Below are 16,341 nucleotides of genomic sequence, written 5' to 3'. Positions count from 1 at the left end.
AAAGCCTTATCAGATGCGCTGCTCTTCATTGAGCCATGAGTACACAGCAAGGAAGGAGACCGTCCGTGGAAAAAATCTTTGCTATGTACAACAACCATTCAGTACGGAAAGCAAAAAAACCAACTACCGGCACATCATTGTTAAATCATAGCTTGGGGCTGGCAGAAGCCAGGGAGGATCGCAAAAAATTATTTTTGGGAGAGCAAAAAAGGGAAGCCGATCACTTGTCAGGCGAAATTTTGGTTAAGTGTTGCAGCCTGAAATGCAAAAAAGGCCGGGAAAATCCCGGCCCGCGTTTTAACGTGCTGCTTAATCCACCAGCAGACGCAGCATGCGACGCAGCGGTTCCGCCGCGCCCCACAATAGCTGGTCACCCACGGTGAAGGCGGAGAGATACTCCGGCCCCATATTCAGTTTGCGCAGACGACCCACCGGTGTCTTCAGCGTGCCGGTTACCGCCGCAGGCGTCAGTTCACGCATGGTGATTTCGCGGTCGTTCGGCACCACTTTGACCCACTCGTTATGGGCAGCCAACAGCTGTTCAATCTCAGCCAACGGCACGTCTTTTTTCAGTTTCAGGGTAAATGCCTGGCTGTGGCAGCGCAGCGCGCCGACACGGACGCACAGACCATCCACCGGGATAACGTTTTGCGTGCCAAGAATTTTGTTAGTCTCAGCCTGACCTTTCCACTCTTCACGGCTCTGACCATTGTCGAGCTGCTTGTCGATCCATGGGATCAAACTGCCTGCCAGTGGCACGCCAAAGTTATCGGTCGGCAGGGTGCCAGAACGGGTGAAATCCGTCACGCTACGCTCGATGTCGAGAATCGCCGACGCCGGATTCTGCAACGATTTCGCCACGTGGTCGTGCAGCATACCCATCTGCGTCAGCAGTTCGCGCATATGACGCGCTCCGCCACCAGAAGCCGCCTGATAAGTCGCGACCGAGGTCCACTCCACCAGATCGTTGGTAAACAGGCCACCCAGCGACATCAGCATCAGGCTGACAGTACAGTTACCGCCGACAAAGGTTTTGATGCCGCTGTCGAGGCCCTGACGAATCACCTTGTGGTTGACCGGGTCCAGAATAATGATGGCATCATCTTTCATGCGCAGCGTGGAAGCGGCGTCAATCCAGTAACCCTGCCAGCCGCTGGCACGCAGCTTCGGGTAGACTTCACTGGTGTAATCGCCGCCCTGGCAGGTGATAATGATGTCGAGCGCCTTCAGCGCATCAATATCAAAAGCATCCTGAAGCGCACCGGTCGACTTACCACCGAAGGTCGGTGCCGCCTGGCCCAGTTGCGAAGTGGAGAAGAAGACCGGATTGATCACATCAAAATCACGTTCTTCGCTCATGCGGGACATCAGCACGGAGCCGACCATACCACGCCAACCAATAAAACCTACATTCTTCATTTTCTGTCCGTCTCGGGCGCTTCTTGAGAGGCCCTGTCTGGTGCGAGGGAAAAAACCAGCCGGATTAACCTGCCGGTCTGCGTAATAATCAGGTTTACCTATGACCCTCAACTCTACAAAATGCTGCACTTCTGGCAAGTGAATTAATTCGATTGCGCTAAGTTTTTCAGCAGCGCAACTAATAACGGCGTAAAGGGATGGTTTAACACAACATGACTGAAATGATTTCCGCCACCATATTATTACTGCTGATCATGGACCCGCTGGGTAACCTGCCGATATTTATGTCGGTTTTGAAGCATCTGGAGCCGAAACGTCGGCGGATGGTGTTAATCCGTGAAATGTTGATTGCGCTGGTGTTAATGCTGCTGTTTTTATTCGCCGGAGAACGCATTCTGGCGTTTCTGAATCTGCGTACCGAGACGGTATCGATTTCCGGCGGCATCATTTTGTTCCTGATCGCCATCCGCATGATTTTCCCGTCGACAGAGAGCAGCAGTACCGGTTTACCCGCCGGGGAAGAGCCCTTTCTGGTGCCGTTGGCGATCCCGCTGGTGGCCGGGCCATCGTTGTTGGCAACCCTGATGCTACTGTCGCACCAATACCCCAATCAGATGACCTGGCTGGTCGGTGCGCTGTTGATTGCCTGGGGCGTCACGGTGGTGATTTTGCTGTTGTCCGGGCTGTTCCTGCGCCTGCTGGGCGATAAAGGGGTCAATGCGCTGGAACGTCTGATGGGGTTGATTTTGATTATGCTGGCAACGCAGATGTTTCTGGATGGGATTCGCGTTTACCTGAAGCTTTAACGTAGCGGCGCGATTTATCGCGCGGTTCCGTGCGCGATGCAGGAAAAACCTGCGCGATAAATCGCGCCGCTACGGATGTCTGGCTTATTTCTTGTTGATCGGTTTGCCCGACCAATAGCCCGCCAGCAAGGAACCCGACAGGTTGTGCCATACCGAGAACAACGCGCCTGGCAACGCGGCCAGCGGTGAGAAGTAGAGTTTGCCCAGCGTTGCCGCCAGACCGGAGTTCTGCATGCCAACTTCCAGCGCCAGGGTGCGACAGGTGGATTCATCGAAGCCAAACAACTTGCCGCCCCAATAGCCGCCGAGCAGACCGATAGCGTTGTGCAAAATCACCGCCACAATCACCACCAGCCCCACCGAACCGATAAAGCCCTGGCTACCCGCCACCACCGCACTGATGATCAGCAGAATACATACCATGGAAAACGCCGGCAGATAGGGCTCCACACGACGCACCACGCTATTCATCGAATGGTGGATAATCAGACCGAGACCAATCGGGATCACCACGATTTTTACGATACTGAGCAGCATCCCCACCACATCCACCTGGATATGGGTGTCGACATAGAAGCGCGTCAACAGCGGGGTGGCAAATACACCGACCAGAGCGGAGACGGAGGAGATGGTCACCGACAAGGCTACATCACCCTTCGCCAGATAGATCATGACGTTAGATGCGGTGCCACTGGCAACGCTACCCACCAGAATCATGCCTGCGGCCAGATCCGGCGGCATCTGGAACAGTTTTGCCAGACCCCACGCGGCCAGCGGCATCACCAGATAGTGCAGAAACGTACCGGCGATAACCGGAGCCGGACGCACCAGCACGCGTTTAAAATCGTCAATGTTTAACGTCACACCCATGCCAAACATAATGAGCATCAGCAGCCAGGTCACCCACGGGCCAATGCCGAGGAAGGTGGACGGAGAATAATAGGCAGCGACCGAGAGCAGTACAGCCCACAGTGGGAACAGGCGGGTAATTTTGCCGAGCATGGACGAACTTCCTTATGCAGGTTTTATTATGTCATTGCGGAGTATGGCCACAGATAAAGTGCCGGGCAGGAAACGACTGCCTCGACGGACGCGCGATCATAACATTTCGTTATCGTGAGGTAAGGCGGGAAATGAAAATGCGGATCGGCTGCTGCCGATCCGGGTGAATTAGCCGAAATTACTCTGCTTTTTCCAGTAAAAAGCGGTAGATCGCACCACCAATTGCACCGCCGATGATGGGCATCAGCCAGAACATCCACAGTTGTGACAGCGCCCAGCCGCCCTGGAACAATGCCACGCCAGTGCTGCGCGCCGGATTGACCGAGGTATTGGTCACCGGAATGCTGACCAGATGGATCAGCGTCAGCGCCAGACCGATGGCGATCGGCGCGAAGCCCGCAGGCGCGCGCTTATCGGTAGCCCCCATGATCACCACCAGGAACACTGCGCTGAGTACCGTTTCGCTAATCATCCCCGACAGCAGGTTGAAACCACCGGGTGAGTGCTCGCCATAACCGTTGGAGGCAAACCCACTGGCCGCGACATCAAAATCGGCTTTGCCACTGGCGATCAGATACAACACCGCTGCCGCCGCGATGGCACCCAGCAACTGCGAGACGATATAGGGCACCACCAGACTGGCCGGAAACCGCCCGCCAATCATCACACCAACGGTCACCGCCGGGTTAAAATGGCCACCCGAAATATGCCCGACGGCAAAGGCCATCACCAGTACCGTCAAACCAAATGCCAGCGCCACCCCGGCAAACCCAATCCCCAGTTGTGGAAATGCCGCGGCCAACACCGCACTGCCACAACCCCCTAACACCAGAACAAAAGTACCGAAGAACTCTGCAACGAACTTTTGCATCGCGATTCCCTCAATAAGATTGATGATTTAGCGTCAGAATTGTCATTCGCGGTTGCTGAAGCGCAACCGTTCACAGTGAGCGTAGTGGGCTTTTTACACAAATCCAGAGCAAAACAGGCGCTTGCCGTGCGGGTTGAAGCGAAGCGGGAGAAAAACCTGGTACGGATACTGACAGAAGGAGGGACGTAATCAATTGTTTAGGTTAATTAATAAATAAAAAAGCCGGACCTTGTCCGGCTTGATAAATACTTAAAAATTCTTTTAACAGCCAAAAAGATTTTTATGCAGCGCACGTACCACTTCTTCTGCGTCGCCACCCGGCACCAGGAAGCACAGGTTGTAGCTGCTGGCTCCATAGCAGATCATACGCAGGTTAAACGGCTCCAGAGCGCCAAACACTTCTTTACCCACACCGCAGGCTTTCGACAGGTTGTTACCGATAATGGCCACCAGTGCGAGATTCTCTTCCACTTCGACGCGGCACAGAGAAGACAGCTCGGTCAGCAGCGCCTGAGTCAGCAGGCTGTCGCCGGTGGAGGTCGATCCGGTAGTATCCAGCGTCAGCGCCACGCTCACTTCAGAGGTGGTGATCAGGTCGACGGAGATACTGTGGCGCGCCAGAATCGCAAACACTTCAGCAAGGAAGCCGCGTGCATGCAGCATGTTCAGGCTGTGCAGCGTCAGCAGGGTCTGCTTACGACGCAGCGCCAGCGCGCGGAACAGCGGCGGGTTATGCGTCTCGTTGCACACACGCGTACCGCCTGCCGCCGGATCTTTACTGGAGCCAACGAATACCGGGATATCACTGCGCACGGCCGGCAGCAGCGTGGCCGGATGCAGCACCTTGGCGCCAAAGGTTGCCATTTCGGCGGCTTCTTCGAAGGTGATTTCATCAATACGCTTGGCAGCAGGCACCACGCGCGGATCGGTGGTGTAGATACCCGGCACGTCAGTCCAGATATCGACGCGCACCGCCTGTAACGCTTCACCCAGCAGCGCAGCGGTATAGTCGCTACCGCCACGGCCCAGCGTGGTGGTGCGGCCTTTGCTTTCGCTGCCGATAAAGCCCTGGGTCACTACCAGCGCCTGCGCGGTACGCGGGGCCAGCAGGACCGCGGATTGTTCTTTCAATGCCGCGACATCCGGCTCAGCACGGCCAAATCGGTCGCTGGTACGCATCACTTTGCGCACATCAAACCACTCGGCGTTGATTTGGCGCTCGCGCAGAATTTCCACGAACAGCAGCGTCGACATCAACTCGCCGTGACTGACCAGTTCATCGGTCAGCGCATTTGAGGTTGCCAGCGCCGCCGCTTCCGACAACATACCGATATTTTCCAGCATGCGATCAATCTCTTCACGGATCACATCCGGTGATTGCAGACGATCGATGATGGCATATTGAATACGACGGATTTCATCCAGCAGAGTCGCGCGTTGCGCCTGTTCTTTGCCTTCAGAGAGGGAGACCAGCAAGTTGGTGACACCAGCCGAGGCGGACAGAACCACCAGACGGGTATTGGCATCGGACAGCACCACGTTGGCGCTGCGGTTCATAGCATCAAAATCGGCAACGCTGGTGCCGCCAAATTTCGCCACGATCAGAGTTTGAGACATGTAACGAACCTCGTGTCAGGTTATCTTTCTCCCGCGTTGTTGGGACGGGAGACATTCTATCAGCCTTGGCACAAGAGAAGAGCAGAAATGGGCAGACAAGATCATGAGACGAGTCACCCAGAAGCGCTTCACCTTGCGAAACGTCCGACTGTGGACGTTTCTGGTGACAACCCAGAGGATTCAGCCCCTGCAGCCGACAGCACAACACACCGCGTGTTGCCCCACCTCGGCGTCGCACCCCCTGATGTGTTATCCCCGGATACGGTTCCTCCAACACACTGCCTGGGCGACGCGCCTCTTCTGGCTTACACCCGGAGGCGTAAGTAGCGCGCACATAAATATAGGTTAATTGTTCCGCTGTCAACGCCTGATGTTTGAGGATTTTTCACATTCACGCTGTGTCGTGCGCATCGCAGAACAAACAGCCGGGTTAACTCCCGCCTAAAGTAGTGGCTGGTGGCAGGCAATCCGGCCATTTCCTGATTCGGCACAGGGAATCCACAGCGGATTTTGCTGAAAATGCACCGGAATCATCGCAGCAACCCTGCCGGATGCGATCCGGCAACGGCGCGCGAAATCACAATTTTTTTCCTTTCAGTAGCAACTGTGGTCATACTGAAACCCGTCGCGGCAGCAGAAGTCGCCGCCAGAATGCTAAGCAAGCCGGGCCAGCTGGATGCGCCCGGTTGGAATGACAGTTCTTTTTATTTCAACAAGAGTGTTGCCATGAAAAATATCAATCCGACACAAACCGCAGCCTGGAAAGCGCTGCAGCAGCATTTTGACCAGATGAAATCGGTGCAGATCGCCGACCTGTTCGCTCAGGATGCCGATCGTTTTGCGAAATTCTCTGCCACCTTTGATGATCAGATGTTGGTGGATTTCTCAAAAAACCGTATTACCCAGGAAACCCTCGACAAATTGCAGGCGCTGGCAAAAGAAACCGATCTGGCGGGCGCAATCAAATCCATGTTCTCTGGTGAGAAGATCAACCGCACCGAAGACCGCGCCGTGCTGCACGTCGCCCTGCGTAACCGCAGCAACACGCCGATTGTGGTCGATGGCAAAGATGTGATGCCGGAAGTGAATGCAGTACTGGCGAAGATGAAAGGCTTCTCTGAGCGCATCATCAGCGGTGAATGGAAAGGTTATACCGGCAAAGCCATCACTGACGTGGTGAACATCGGTATCGGCGGTTCTGACCTGGGTCCGTTCATGGTGACCGAAGCACTGCGCCCATACAAAAACCACCTGAACATGCACTTTGTTTCCAACGTCGATGGCACCCATATTGCCGAAACGCTGAAAGATCTCAGCCCGGAAACCACGCTGTTCCTCGTTGCCTCCAAAACCTTCACCACGCAGGAAACCATGACCAACGCCCACAGCGCGCGCGACTGGTTCCTGAAAGCCGCTGGCGATCAGCAGCATGTGGCGAAACACTTCGCCGCGCTCTCAACCAACGGCAAAGCCGTGGGTGAGTTCGGTATTGATACCGCCAATATGTTCGAGTTCTGGGACTGGGTCGGCGGCCGTTATTCTCTGTGGTCGGCGATTGGCCTGTCGATCATCCTGTCCATCGGCTTCGACAACTTCGAGCAGTTGCTGAGTGGCGCGCACGCCATGGACAAACACTTCTCCACCACGCCAGCCGAGCAGAACCTACCGGTATTGCTGGCGTTGATCGGTATCTGGTACAACAACTTCTTTGGTGCCGAAACCGAAGCCATTCTGCCATACGACCAGTACATGCATCGCTTTGCTGCCTACTTCCAGCAGGGCAACATGGAGTCCAACGGTAAATACGTGGATCGCGACGGTAACGCGGTGGATTACCAGACTGGCCCCATCATCTGGGGTGAGCCGGGCACCAATGGTCAGCACGCCTTCTATCAGCTGATCCATCAGGGCACCAAACTGATTCCGTGTGATTTTATCGCCCCGGCGCAGACCCATAACGCCCTGACCGACCATCATCCGAAGCTGCTGTCTAACTTCTTCGCCCAGACCGAAGCGCTGGCATTTGGTAAGTCACGCGCTGTGGTTGAGAAAGAGTTTACCGATGCGGGTAAATCCGCCGAGTCGGTCGCACACATCGTACCGTTCAAAGTGTTTGAAGGTAACCGCCCCACCAACTCCATCCTGCTGCGCGAAATCACCCCGTTCAGCCTCGGTGCGTTGATTGCGCTGTATGAACACAAAATCTTCACGCAGGGCGCAATTCTCAACATCTTCACCTTTGACCAATGGGGCGTTGAACTGGGTAAACAGCTGGCAAACCGTATTCTGCCAGAACTGGAAAATGACGCGAAAATTGCCAGCCACGACAGTTCCACCAATGGCTTAATTAATCGCTACAAATCCTGGCGTTAATCTTTTTCCCGGGTTTTATCATAAGGCGGCAATATGGCCGCCTTTTTTACGTCTAATATGCAATAACCCGGCAAAATTTGTTATTTAATGGACTATGATTGGTTAGATAATTCTTAAAATGACTTAGGCAAATTCCGAAGATTTTGTGTGCAAATTGAACTAACCTCTAAAAAACATGGATCTATTTAGGTCAGGATTTATCTCTATCATCATGATTAATAGATTCTTTTTATTTATTCATATTAAGGGAATTCCGAATATTCCGATTCCGTACCAATTCTTAATGCAAAAGTGAAAAATCCTGCCTGCAATCACACAACCATGCAGTTATTCCAGTTCAAATAAAAACTCCAATAAAAAAAAGCAACTATCGCTATTTTGCCTTATTTATCACCAGAAACGCCTGCTATTTTCCTTTACTTCCCCTCACGCTGAACTCTGGTAATTTGTTGCCCTATACTGAACGCGCCCTAAAAGGGTAAATCCTTCATTCATATAGATGCAGGAAAGCTGTTATGAAAAAACTTATGGTTGCCGGTGCAGCCTTACTTTACGTTGCCGTTTCTTCCGCTGCGATTGCCGCACCGGAAGACGCTGGTGCCGCAGCAGGTGCGCAGGCGGGTGCTATGTCCGCTGGTGCATCAACCGCTGTGGGTATCGGTGCACTCGGTGCGTTGGTAGGTCTCGGCATTGCCGCTTCTGGCGGTGGTGACGGTGCAAATACCGGTACAACAACCACGACCACAACGGGTACCACTCGTTGATGTAGCACCTTTAAACATAACCACACATTCGTGTGGTTATTTTTTGCATTGATTCGCTTTAATCAGGGACACACAGTGCGCCGACTTCCTTTGCTGCTTCTCTGCCTGCTATTGCAGGCCTGTACTCAAACGCAAAAAGGTCTGGAACAGACCGTCATGCTTGCTATCAGCGGACCGGATGATGTCACGGTGACCAATGAGCAGGTTGCCAGTCTGCCCTACGCCAGCCTCTACGCCCGCATCAACGAAGGCCAGCGCATCTTTGTGGTGCTGGGTTACAACGAAAACGGCCAACAGAAATGGATAACCCAGGACAGAGCGATGCTGGTGATGCAGCACGGACGCCTGGTGAAAACCCTTGGCCTGATCGACAACCTGATTGATGTCAGCAATCTGGCGCAGGACCCGCTGGCCGATCCGCTGCACCTGCAAAACGGTGCCAGCTGGACCCGCTTGGTGCAGTGGCGTGAGAAGGAGAAGCTGCGCGCCGCTACCGCTGTCTCCCAATTTCAGCGCGGTGATGATGAAGTGCTGAATATCGCGGGTGAGCGCGTTCCCTGCCGGGTATGGCATGAAACGGTGCGCATCGACAGCATCGGTCGTGAGTGGCAGAACACCTTCTGGCTCGATAACCGCGACGGCACCGTGCTGCAGGCCACGCAGATGCTGGCAGCAGGCGAATTCCCGATTGAAACCACCATTCTGAAACCGGCGAAATCATGAAAAAAATAACGTCTTTGCTGGCGGGACTGGCGCTGTTCACTGCGGGCAACGCGCTGGCCGATAGCCAGGTTATCGTCCACGACGGACCACATCGCGCCACCTTACAGGTTGACCATGCGCAAAACCTCAGCCAACTGTTGAGCAACCCGGCGATCCACACCTGGTGGCCCGGTACGGTGATCGCCGAACACGCTGCCACGGCAGTGGCAAAACAGCAGCAACAACAGTTGCTGGCCGATTTGCGCGCCTGGCAGGCGGATAACAGCGGAGAGCGTGCCGCCGCCATTGGCGCGGTTATCCAACAGTTAGCCGCTACCCCGGTGACGGGGCGTCAGTTTACCTCGCTCGATCCCGACTGGGTACGCCTCCGGCCAGAAGCCAATCGTATCCTGCAGGGCAGTTATGACCTCTACACGCTGGCCGCGCCAACTCAGGTGCTGGTGCTCGGGGCGCTGGAGCATCCCGGCAAAGTGAGCTGGCAACCCGGCCGCACGGTGCGTAGCTATCTGGCCGATCACGATCGTCTTTCCGGTGGTGAGCGCAGCTTCGCCACGGTGATTGCCCCTTCTGGCGAGACACAGCAAGTGCCGATTGCGTACTGGAATCATCGTCATGTGGAAGTGGAGCCTGGCAGCATTATCTGGCTCGGTTTTTCATCGTGGAGCCTGCCCTGGGGCCAGAGCGACCTGAATGACCGCATGATTTCTGTTCTGACTCACCGGATTCCAGACTGATGAAAAAACATTACCTTCTCAGCCTGCTGGCTGTTGCTGTTTCCGCTGCCTGTAACGTCCAGGCGGCAAGCTATGACGACCCGATTGGCCCGTCACAATCTGACTTCGGCGGTGTCGGCCTGTTACAGGTGCCGACCGCACGCATGTCGCGTGATGGCGAGTTCAGCCTCAACTATCGCAACAACGACCAGTACCGCTACTATTCGGCGTCACTGCAACTGTTCCCGTGGCTCGAAAGCACCGTGCGCTATACCGACGTGCGTACCCGTCTCTACAGCGGCAGCGAGAGTTTCAGTGGTAACCAGAGCTATAAAGACAAAGCCTTCGACCTGAAACTGCGGCTATGGCAAGAGAGTTACTGGCTGCCGGAAGTGTCGCTCGGCACACGCGATTTGGGCGGCACCGGCCTGTTTGACAGCGAATATCTGGTGGGCACCAAAGCCTGGGGGCCGTTCGATTTCACCTTCGGCATCGGCTGGGGTTATCTCGGCAACAGTGGCAGCATCAAAAACCCGTTCTGTTCATACAGCGCCAGCTTCTGTAGCCGTAGCAGCGGTGGCGAAACCGGTTCAATCAACGGTTCACAGATGTTCCACGGCCCGGCCGCGCTGTTTGGCGGTATCGAATATCAAACACCGTGGCAGCCACTGCGCCTGAAAGTCGAATATGAGGGTAACAACTACCAGGATGACTTTGCCGGTCGTCTGGAGCAGCGCAGTAAAGTTAACGTCGGGGCGATTTATCGTGTCACTGACTGGGCGGATATCAACGCCAGTTACGAACGCGGCAATACCTTTATGTTTGGCTTCACCATTCGCACTAACTTTAACGACCTGCGCCAGCCGCATATCGACAGCGCCAAACCAGACTATCATCCGCAGCCACAGGGCGAGTTGTTGCAGTCGACCGTGGTGGCAAACCAGCTGACCGATCTGAAATACAACGCCGGTCTCAATGGCCCGCAGATTCAGACCAAAGGCGATACGCTGTATGTCTCTGGCGAGCAGACCAAATACCGTGACACCACCGAAGGTGTCGATCGTGCGAACCGCATCATCATGAATAATCTGCCGGCAGGCATTAAGACCATCGATGTGACCGAATCGCGCTTTAATATGCCTCAGGTGACCACCCGTACCGATGTCGCCAGCTTGCACAACGATCTCGCCGGGTACCCGTTGGGCCAGGAGCAGCCGTTACAACAGCAGCGGATTGATCCGGTCGATCCGGGTGAAACCGAGCAGGGTTACTTCATCCGAAAAGATCGGCTGAACTATAGCCTGTCGCCGGTGCTGAATCAGTCGGTCGGTGGACCTGAAAGTTTCTATATGTACCAGGTCGGCGTGATGGGTAACGTTGATTACTGGCTGACGGATCATCTGCTGGTCGGCGGCAGCCTGTTTGGCAACATCGCCAACAACTACGATAAGTTTAATTACAATGGCTTATCGGCCAGCAACGGCCTGCCACGCGTGCGTACCCATATTCGCCAGTACGTTGAGAACAACGTTTATATCAATGACCTGCAAGCCAACTACATGCATTACCTTGGCAATGGTTTCTACGGCCAGGTGTACGGCGGTTATCTGGAAACCATGTATGGCGGTGTCGGTGGCGAGATGTTGTACCGTCCGGTCGACAGCAACTGGGCGTTTGGCGTTGATGCTAACTACGTCAAGCAGCGCGACTGGAACAACATGATGAAGTTCACCGACTACAAAGCGCCAGTCGGAAATCTGACGGCTTACTGGCGTCCGTGGTTTATGGAGAACGTGTTGGTGAAAGCCAGTGTCGGGCAGTATCTGGCGAAGGATAAAGGCGTGACGGTGGACATGTCGAAGCAATTCGACAGCGGTGTGATCGTTGGCTTCTACGCCACCAAAACCAACGTTTCAGCGGAAGAGTATGGCGAAGGCAGTTTCACCAAAGGCTTCTATATCTCGATTCCGATGGACCTGTTTACCGTGACGCCAACCCGCGGTCGTGCGCAGGTGAACTGGGTACCGTTGACGCGTGATGGTGGTCAGATGCTGGGACGTAAATACCAGCTGTATGATATGACCGCTGATCGTGACGCGCGTTTTAATTAACCGCCATAAAAATGGGCGACCCTCTGGTCGCCCAATATGCGCGATAAATCGCGCCGCTACGGTTCATTACATGTTTGTAGCGGCGTGATTCATCGCGCAAAGACTAGTCCGCGTCGTAGCCGAGGTTCGGGGCTAACCAGCGCTCGACTTCACTGATGCTCATTCCTTTACGCGCCGCATAATCTTCCACCTGGTCGCGCTGAATCTGTGCCACGGCAAAATAACGGCTATCAGGATGGCTGAAATACCAGCCCGATACTGACGCCCCCGGCCACATGGCGAAGGACTCCGTCAGTTTCATGCCGGTATGGGTTTCCACATCCAGCAGTTGCCAGATTTGCGCTTTCTCAGTGTGCTCAGGGCAGGCTGGATAACCCGGTGCCGGACGAATACCCTGATAATTCTCACGAATCAGTTCGTCATTGCTGAGATTTTCATGAGCAGCAAAGCCCCAGATCACCTTACGCACCCGCTCATGTAAATACTCCGCGAACGCTTCCGCTAAACGATCCGCCACCGCCTTGATCATGATTTTGTTGTAGTCATCATGCTGCTGGTCGTATGCCTCCGCCAGCGCATCTTCCTCCAAGCCACCGGTCACCGCGAAAGCGCCCAGATAATCTGCTTTGCCGCTCGACTTCGGCGCAACGAAGTCGGCGAGGCAATAGTTAGCAAAGTCGGTTTTTTCCGTCTGCTGGCGTAAGTGATGGCTCACACACAACACCTGGTTGCGGTTTTCATCGGTGTAAATCTCGATATCATCGCCGACCCGGTTGGCCGGGAAAATCCCCACCACGCCGCGCGGCTGTAGCGTGCCTTGTTGACCCAGCATATCGAGCATGGCGTTAGCGTCGTGGAACAGACGCTGCGCCTCTTCGCCCACCACTTCATCTTGCAGAATGCGCGGATATTTTCCGGCCAGCGACCAGGTCATAAAGAACGGTGTCCAGTCGATGTAGTTACGCAGCGTTTCGATGCTGGCTTCCACCGCCGTGACGCCGAGACGATGCGCCACCGGCGGCGTATAACTTGCCCAGTCAAAGGCGAAATCATTGTCACGCGCGGTTTGCAGACTGACCGGCGGGGTGCGCGGCTTCTTACGCGCATGCTGAATACGCACAGTGTCGTATTCTTTACGCGTTCGGGCGACAAAATCCTCCTTCAGCGTCGGTGACAGCAGCGAAGAGACGACACCCACCGTGCGCGAGGCGTTCTGCACGTACACCGTCGGGCCGCTGTAGTTCTGTTCGATTTTCACCGCCGTATGCGCCTTGGAGGTGGTCGCGCCGCCAATCAGCAGCGGCAGGGTAAAGCCCTGACGCTCCATCTCTTTCGCCACGTTGACCATCTCATCCAGCGACGGGGTGATCAGCCCGGAGAGACCAATGATGTCGGCCTTCTGCTCAATCGCCGTTTTCAGAATTTTGTCGCTCGGCACCATCACACCGAGGTCGATGATTTCGTAGTTGTTACATTGCAGCACCACGCCAACGATGTTTTTGCCGATGTCGTGCACATCCCCCTTCACCGTCGCCAGCACAATTTTGCCGTTGCTGCTGCCCGCTTCTTTGCTCGCCTGGATAAAGGGTTCAAGGTAAGCCACGGCCTGCTTCATGACGCGCGCGGATTTCACCACCTGCGGCAGGAACATCTTCCCTTCGCCAAACAGATCGCCCACCACGTTCATGCCAGACATCAGCGGCCCTTCAATCACCTCAATCGGACGGGCAGATGCCTGACGCGCCTCTTCGGTGTCTTGCTCGATAAACTCGGTGATACCTTTCACCAGTGAATATTCGAGGCGTTTGACCACATCCCAGCTGCGCCATTCCGCCTGCTGTTTTTCCTGCTCGCCATCGCCCTTGGCACCACGGTATTTCTCTGCCAGCTCCAGCAGGCGCTCAGTGCCATCGTCACGGCGGTTGAGGATCACATCCTCCACCGCATCGCGCAGTTCAGCGGGCAAATCGTCATAAATCGCCAGCTGACCGGCGTTAACGATGCCCATGTCCATCCCGTTGCGAATCGCGTAGTAGAGGAACACCGCATGAATCGCTTCGCGCACCGGTTCGTTACCCCGGAAGGAGAACGACACGTTGGAGACGCCGCCGGAAATCATCGCATGTGGCAGTTCGCGCTTGATATCTTCACACGCACCGATAAAGTCCATCGCGTAGTTGTTGTGCTCTTCAATACCGGTAGCAACGGCAAAAATGTTCGGGTCGAAGATGATATCTTCTGGCGGGAAGCCCACTTCTTCGGTGAGGATCTGGTAGGCACGACGGCAGATTTCAATTTTGCGCGCACGCGTGTCCGCCTGACCCACTTCGTCAAACGCCATCACCACCATCGCCGCACCGTAACGACGCACTTTACGCGCGTGATCGATAAAGGGTTCAATCCCCTCCTTCATCGAAATCGAGTTGACGATGCCTTTGCCCTGGATGCATTGCAGCCCTTTCTCAATCACCTCCCATTTGGAGGAATCGATCATGATCGGCACACGAGCGATATCCGGTTCACCGGCAATCAGGTTGAGGAAGCGCACCATTGCCGCTTCTGCATCCAACATGCCTTCGTCCATGTTGATATCGATGATTTGCGCGCCGCTTTCTACCTGCTGACGCGCCACATCCAACGCTTCGTTGTATTTCTCTTCTTTAATCAGTCGCTTAAACTTCGCCGAACCGGTCACGTTGGTACGCTCACCGACGTTGACGAACAGCGAGTCGGCACTGATGTTGAGCGGCTCCAGCCCGGACAAGCGGCACGCCACCGGAATCTCCGGCAGTTGGCGTGGGGCTACGCCGTCGACGACTGCCGCCATCGCCGCGATATGCTCCGGCGTGGTACCGCAACAGCCGCCGATAATATTCAGAAAGCCGGATCGCGCCCATTCGCCAATCTGTTGTGCCATGGTGGCGGCATCGAGATCGTACTCACCAAAAGCGTTGGGCAGACCAGCGTTAGGGTGTGCAGTGACATAACCTTCGGCAATGCGCGACAGTTCGGCAACGTATTGGCGCAGTTCATCCGGCCCCAGCGCGCAGTTCAAGCCAAAGGAGAGTGGCTCGGCGTGGCGCAGCGAGTTGTAGAAGGCTTCGGTGGTCTGACCGGAGAGAGTACGCCCCGAGGCATCGGTGATGGTGCCGGAGATCATCAGCGGCAGCTTCACCCCCATCGCCTCCATCTCGGCCTGTACCGCGTAGATCGCCGCTTTGGCGTTAAGGGTATCGAACACCGTTTCGATCATGATCAGGTCAGAACCGCCTTTAATCAGCGCATGAGTGGATTCGCGATAGGCGTCCACCAGCTGATTAAAGGTGATGTTACGGAAAGCGGGATCGTTGACGTCAGGTGAGATGGAGCAGGTACGGTTGGTCGGGCCAAGCACCCCGGCCACGTAGCGTGGACGCTCAGGGGTTTTCGCGCTCCATTCGTCGGCACAAGCACGCGCCAGTTTCGCCGCCTCGAAGTTAATCTCCGCCGACAGCGCTTCCATCTCGTAATCCGCCATCGCGATGGTAGTGGAGTTGAAGGTATTGGTTTCCAGAATATCAGCACCCGCCGCGAGGTAGGCATGATGGATCTCGCGGATCACCTCGGGTTTGGACAGCACCAACAGATCGTTGTTACCTTTCAGATCGCATGGCCAGTCGACAAAACGGCTGCCACGAAAATCCTGTTCGTCCAGTTTATAACTCTGGATCATGGTGCCCATGCCACCATCCAGAATCATGATGCGTCGCGCGAGCTGCTGATGCAGCGCTTCTATTCTGTTGCTCACTCTTGCCCCGTCCACGTCATTACGTTGGCTGAAATGCCAGCCAGACATACTGGCATAACTTTCCGGTGGGTAAAAGTTATGACAGTTGAGACATTTTCAGGCTGTGACTTTACAGATCCGACCAGTAAGTCAACGTTTGCATTCACCTGGCGAAA

The 16,341-nt window shown here is 55.1% G+C and carries 11 protein-coding genes and 1 riboswitch; of the genes, 6 read left to right on the top strand and 5 right to left on the bottom strand.

All coding sequences use genetic code 11. The features are described from left to right. Nucleotides 1-309: 309 nt before the first annotated feature. Nucleotides 310-1,419, bottom strand: a complete 1,110-nt coding sequence (gene asd / locus PAT9B_RS01280) for an aspartate-semialdehyde dehydrogenase (RefSeq protein ID WP_013507437.1) — start codon at nucleotides 1,417-1,419, stop codon at nucleotides 310-312. 212 nt (nucleotides 1,420-1,631) lie between these two features. Between asd and PAT9B_RS01275 the strand changes: the two genes are divergently transcribed. Continuing rightward, nucleotides 1,632-2,225 carry a YhgN family NAAT transporter gene (locus tag PAT9B_RS01275; protein WP_013507436.1) on the top strand — a complete coding sequence of 198 codons (594 nt, stop codon included), beginning with the start codon at nucleotides 1,632-1,634 and terminating at the stop codon, nucleotides 2,223-2,225. A gap of 84 nt (nucleotides 2,226-2,309) precedes the next feature. On the opposite strand, the gene panS is transcribed toward PAT9B_RS01275, so the two are convergent. The 3 genes from panS to lysC form a co-directional block, all read right to left on the bottom strand. After that, nucleotides 2,310-3,227, bottom strand: coding sequence for a ketopantoate/pantoate/pantothenate transporter PanS (gene panS / locus PAT9B_RS01270; protein WP_013507435.1), 918 nt, complete (start codon nucleotides 3,225-3,227; stop codon nucleotides 2,310-2,312). 178 nt (nucleotides 3,228-3,405) lie between these two features. After that, entirely contained in the window at nucleotides 3,406-4,098 is a 693-nt protein-coding gene (gene aqpZ, locus PAT9B_RS01265; RefSeq protein ID WP_013507434.1) for an aquaporin Z, read from the bottom strand. A gap of 261 nt (nucleotides 4,099-4,359) precedes the next feature. Next, nucleotides 4,360-5,715, bottom strand: coding sequence for a lysine-sensitive aspartokinase 3 (lysC, locus tag PAT9B_RS01260; RefSeq protein ID WP_013507433.1), 1,356 nt, complete (start codon nucleotides 5,713-5,715; stop codon nucleotides 4,360-4,362). 113 nt (nucleotides 5,716-5,828) lie between these two features. Further along, nucleotides 5,829-6,023: riboswitch (Lysine riboswitch) on the bottom strand. Between the two features lie 418 nt (nucleotides 6,024-6,441). Between lysC and pgi the strand changes: the two genes are divergently transcribed. The 5 genes from pgi (at nucleotide 6,442) to PAT9B_RS01235 (ending at nucleotide 12,399) form a co-directional block, all read left to right on the top strand. After that, on the top strand, nucleotides 6,442-8,088 hold the full coding sequence (gene pgi, locus PAT9B_RS01255) for a glucose-6-phosphate isomerase (protein WP_013507432.1): 1,647 nt from the start codon (nucleotides 6,442-6,444) through the stop codon (nucleotides 8,086-8,088). Between the two features lie 515 nt (nucleotides 8,089-8,603). Further along, a complete protein-coding gene (gene yjbE / locus PAT9B_RS01250; protein ID WP_013507431.1) occupies nucleotides 8,604-8,852 on the top strand; it encodes an exopolysaccharide production protein YjbE in 249 nt (82 codons plus the stop codon). A gap of 75 nt (nucleotides 8,853-8,927) precedes the next feature. After that, nucleotides 8,928-9,575 carry a YjbF family lipoprotein gene (locus tag PAT9B_RS01245; RefSeq protein WP_013507430.1) on the top strand — a complete coding sequence of 216 codons (648 nt, stop codon included), beginning with the start codon at nucleotides 8,928-8,930 and terminating at the stop codon, nucleotides 9,573-9,575. Beyond that, the gene (locus tag PAT9B_RS01240; protein ID WP_013507429.1) at nucleotides 9,572-10,309 is read left to right on the top strand and encodes a capsule biosynthesis GfcC D2 domain-containing protein; all 738 of its coding nucleotides are present in this window, start codon (nucleotides 9,572-9,574) and stop codon (nucleotides 10,307-10,309) included. Before PAT9B_RS01245 ends, PAT9B_RS01240 begins: the two co-directional genes overlap by 4 nt. Beyond that, a complete protein-coding gene (locus PAT9B_RS01235; RefSeq protein WP_013507428.1) occupies nucleotides 10,309-12,399 on the top strand; it encodes a YjbH domain-containing protein in 2,091 nt (696 codons plus the stop codon). Before PAT9B_RS01240 ends, PAT9B_RS01235 begins: the two co-directional genes overlap by 1 nt. 103 nt (nucleotides 12,400-12,502) lie before the next feature. Here the strand turns inward: PAT9B_RS01235 and metH are convergent, their stop codons facing one another. Continuing rightward, nucleotides 12,503-16,234, bottom strand: coding sequence for a methionine synthase (gene metH, locus PAT9B_RS01230; protein WP_013507427.1), 3,732 nt, complete (start codon nucleotides 16,232-16,234; stop codon nucleotides 12,503-12,505). Nucleotides 16,235-16,341 lie beyond the last annotated feature (107 nt).

The sequence above is a fragment of the Pantoea sp. At-9b genome, from assembly GCF_000175935.2.
In the GTDB taxonomy this organism is placed as follows: Bacteria; Pseudomonadota; Gammaproteobacteria; order Enterobacterales; family Enterobacteriaceae; genus Pantoea.
This window is presented reverse-complemented; position numbering and strand designations above follow the sequence as displayed.

Bases quoted from the DNA above. Each gene is read 5' to 3' on its own strand.
- PAT9B_RS01235 (WP_013507428.1), top strand. From the start codon at position 10,309: ATGAAAAAACATTACCTTCTCAGCCTGCTGGCTGTTGCTGTTTCCGCT.
- pgi (WP_013507432.1), top strand. From the start codon at position 6,442: ATGAAAAATATCAATCCGACACAAACCGCAGCCTGGAAAGCGCTGCAG.
- yjbE (WP_013507431.1), top strand. From the start codon at position 8,604: ATGAAAAAACTTATGGTTGCCGGTGCAGCCTTACTTTACGTTGCCGTT.
- PAT9B_RS01240 (WP_013507429.1), top strand. From the start codon at position 9,572: ATGAAAAAAATAACGTCTTTGCTGGCGGGACTGGCGCTGTTCACTGCG.
- panS (WP_013507435.1), bottom strand. From the start codon at position 3,227: ATGCTCGGCAAAATTACCCGCCTGTTCCCACTGTGGGCTGTACTGCTC.
- PAT9B_RS01275 (WP_013507436.1), top strand. From the start codon at position 1,632: ATGACTGAAATGATTTCCGCCACCATATTATTACTGCTGATCATGGAC.
- metH (WP_013507427.1), bottom strand. From the start codon at position 16,234: ATGTCTGGCTGGCATTTCAGCCAACGTAATGACGTGGACGGGGCAAGA.
- lysC (WP_013507433.1), bottom strand. From the start codon at position 5,715: ATGTCTCAAACTCTGATCGTGGCGAAATTTGGCGGCACCAGCGTTGCC.
- asd (WP_013507437.1), bottom strand. From the start codon at position 1,419: ATGAAGAATGTAGGTTTTATTGGTTGGCGTGGTATGGTCGGCTCCGTG.
- aqpZ (WP_013507434.1), bottom strand. From the start codon at position 4,098: ATGCAAAAGTTCGTTGCAGAGTTCTTCGGTACTTTTGTTCTGGTGTTA.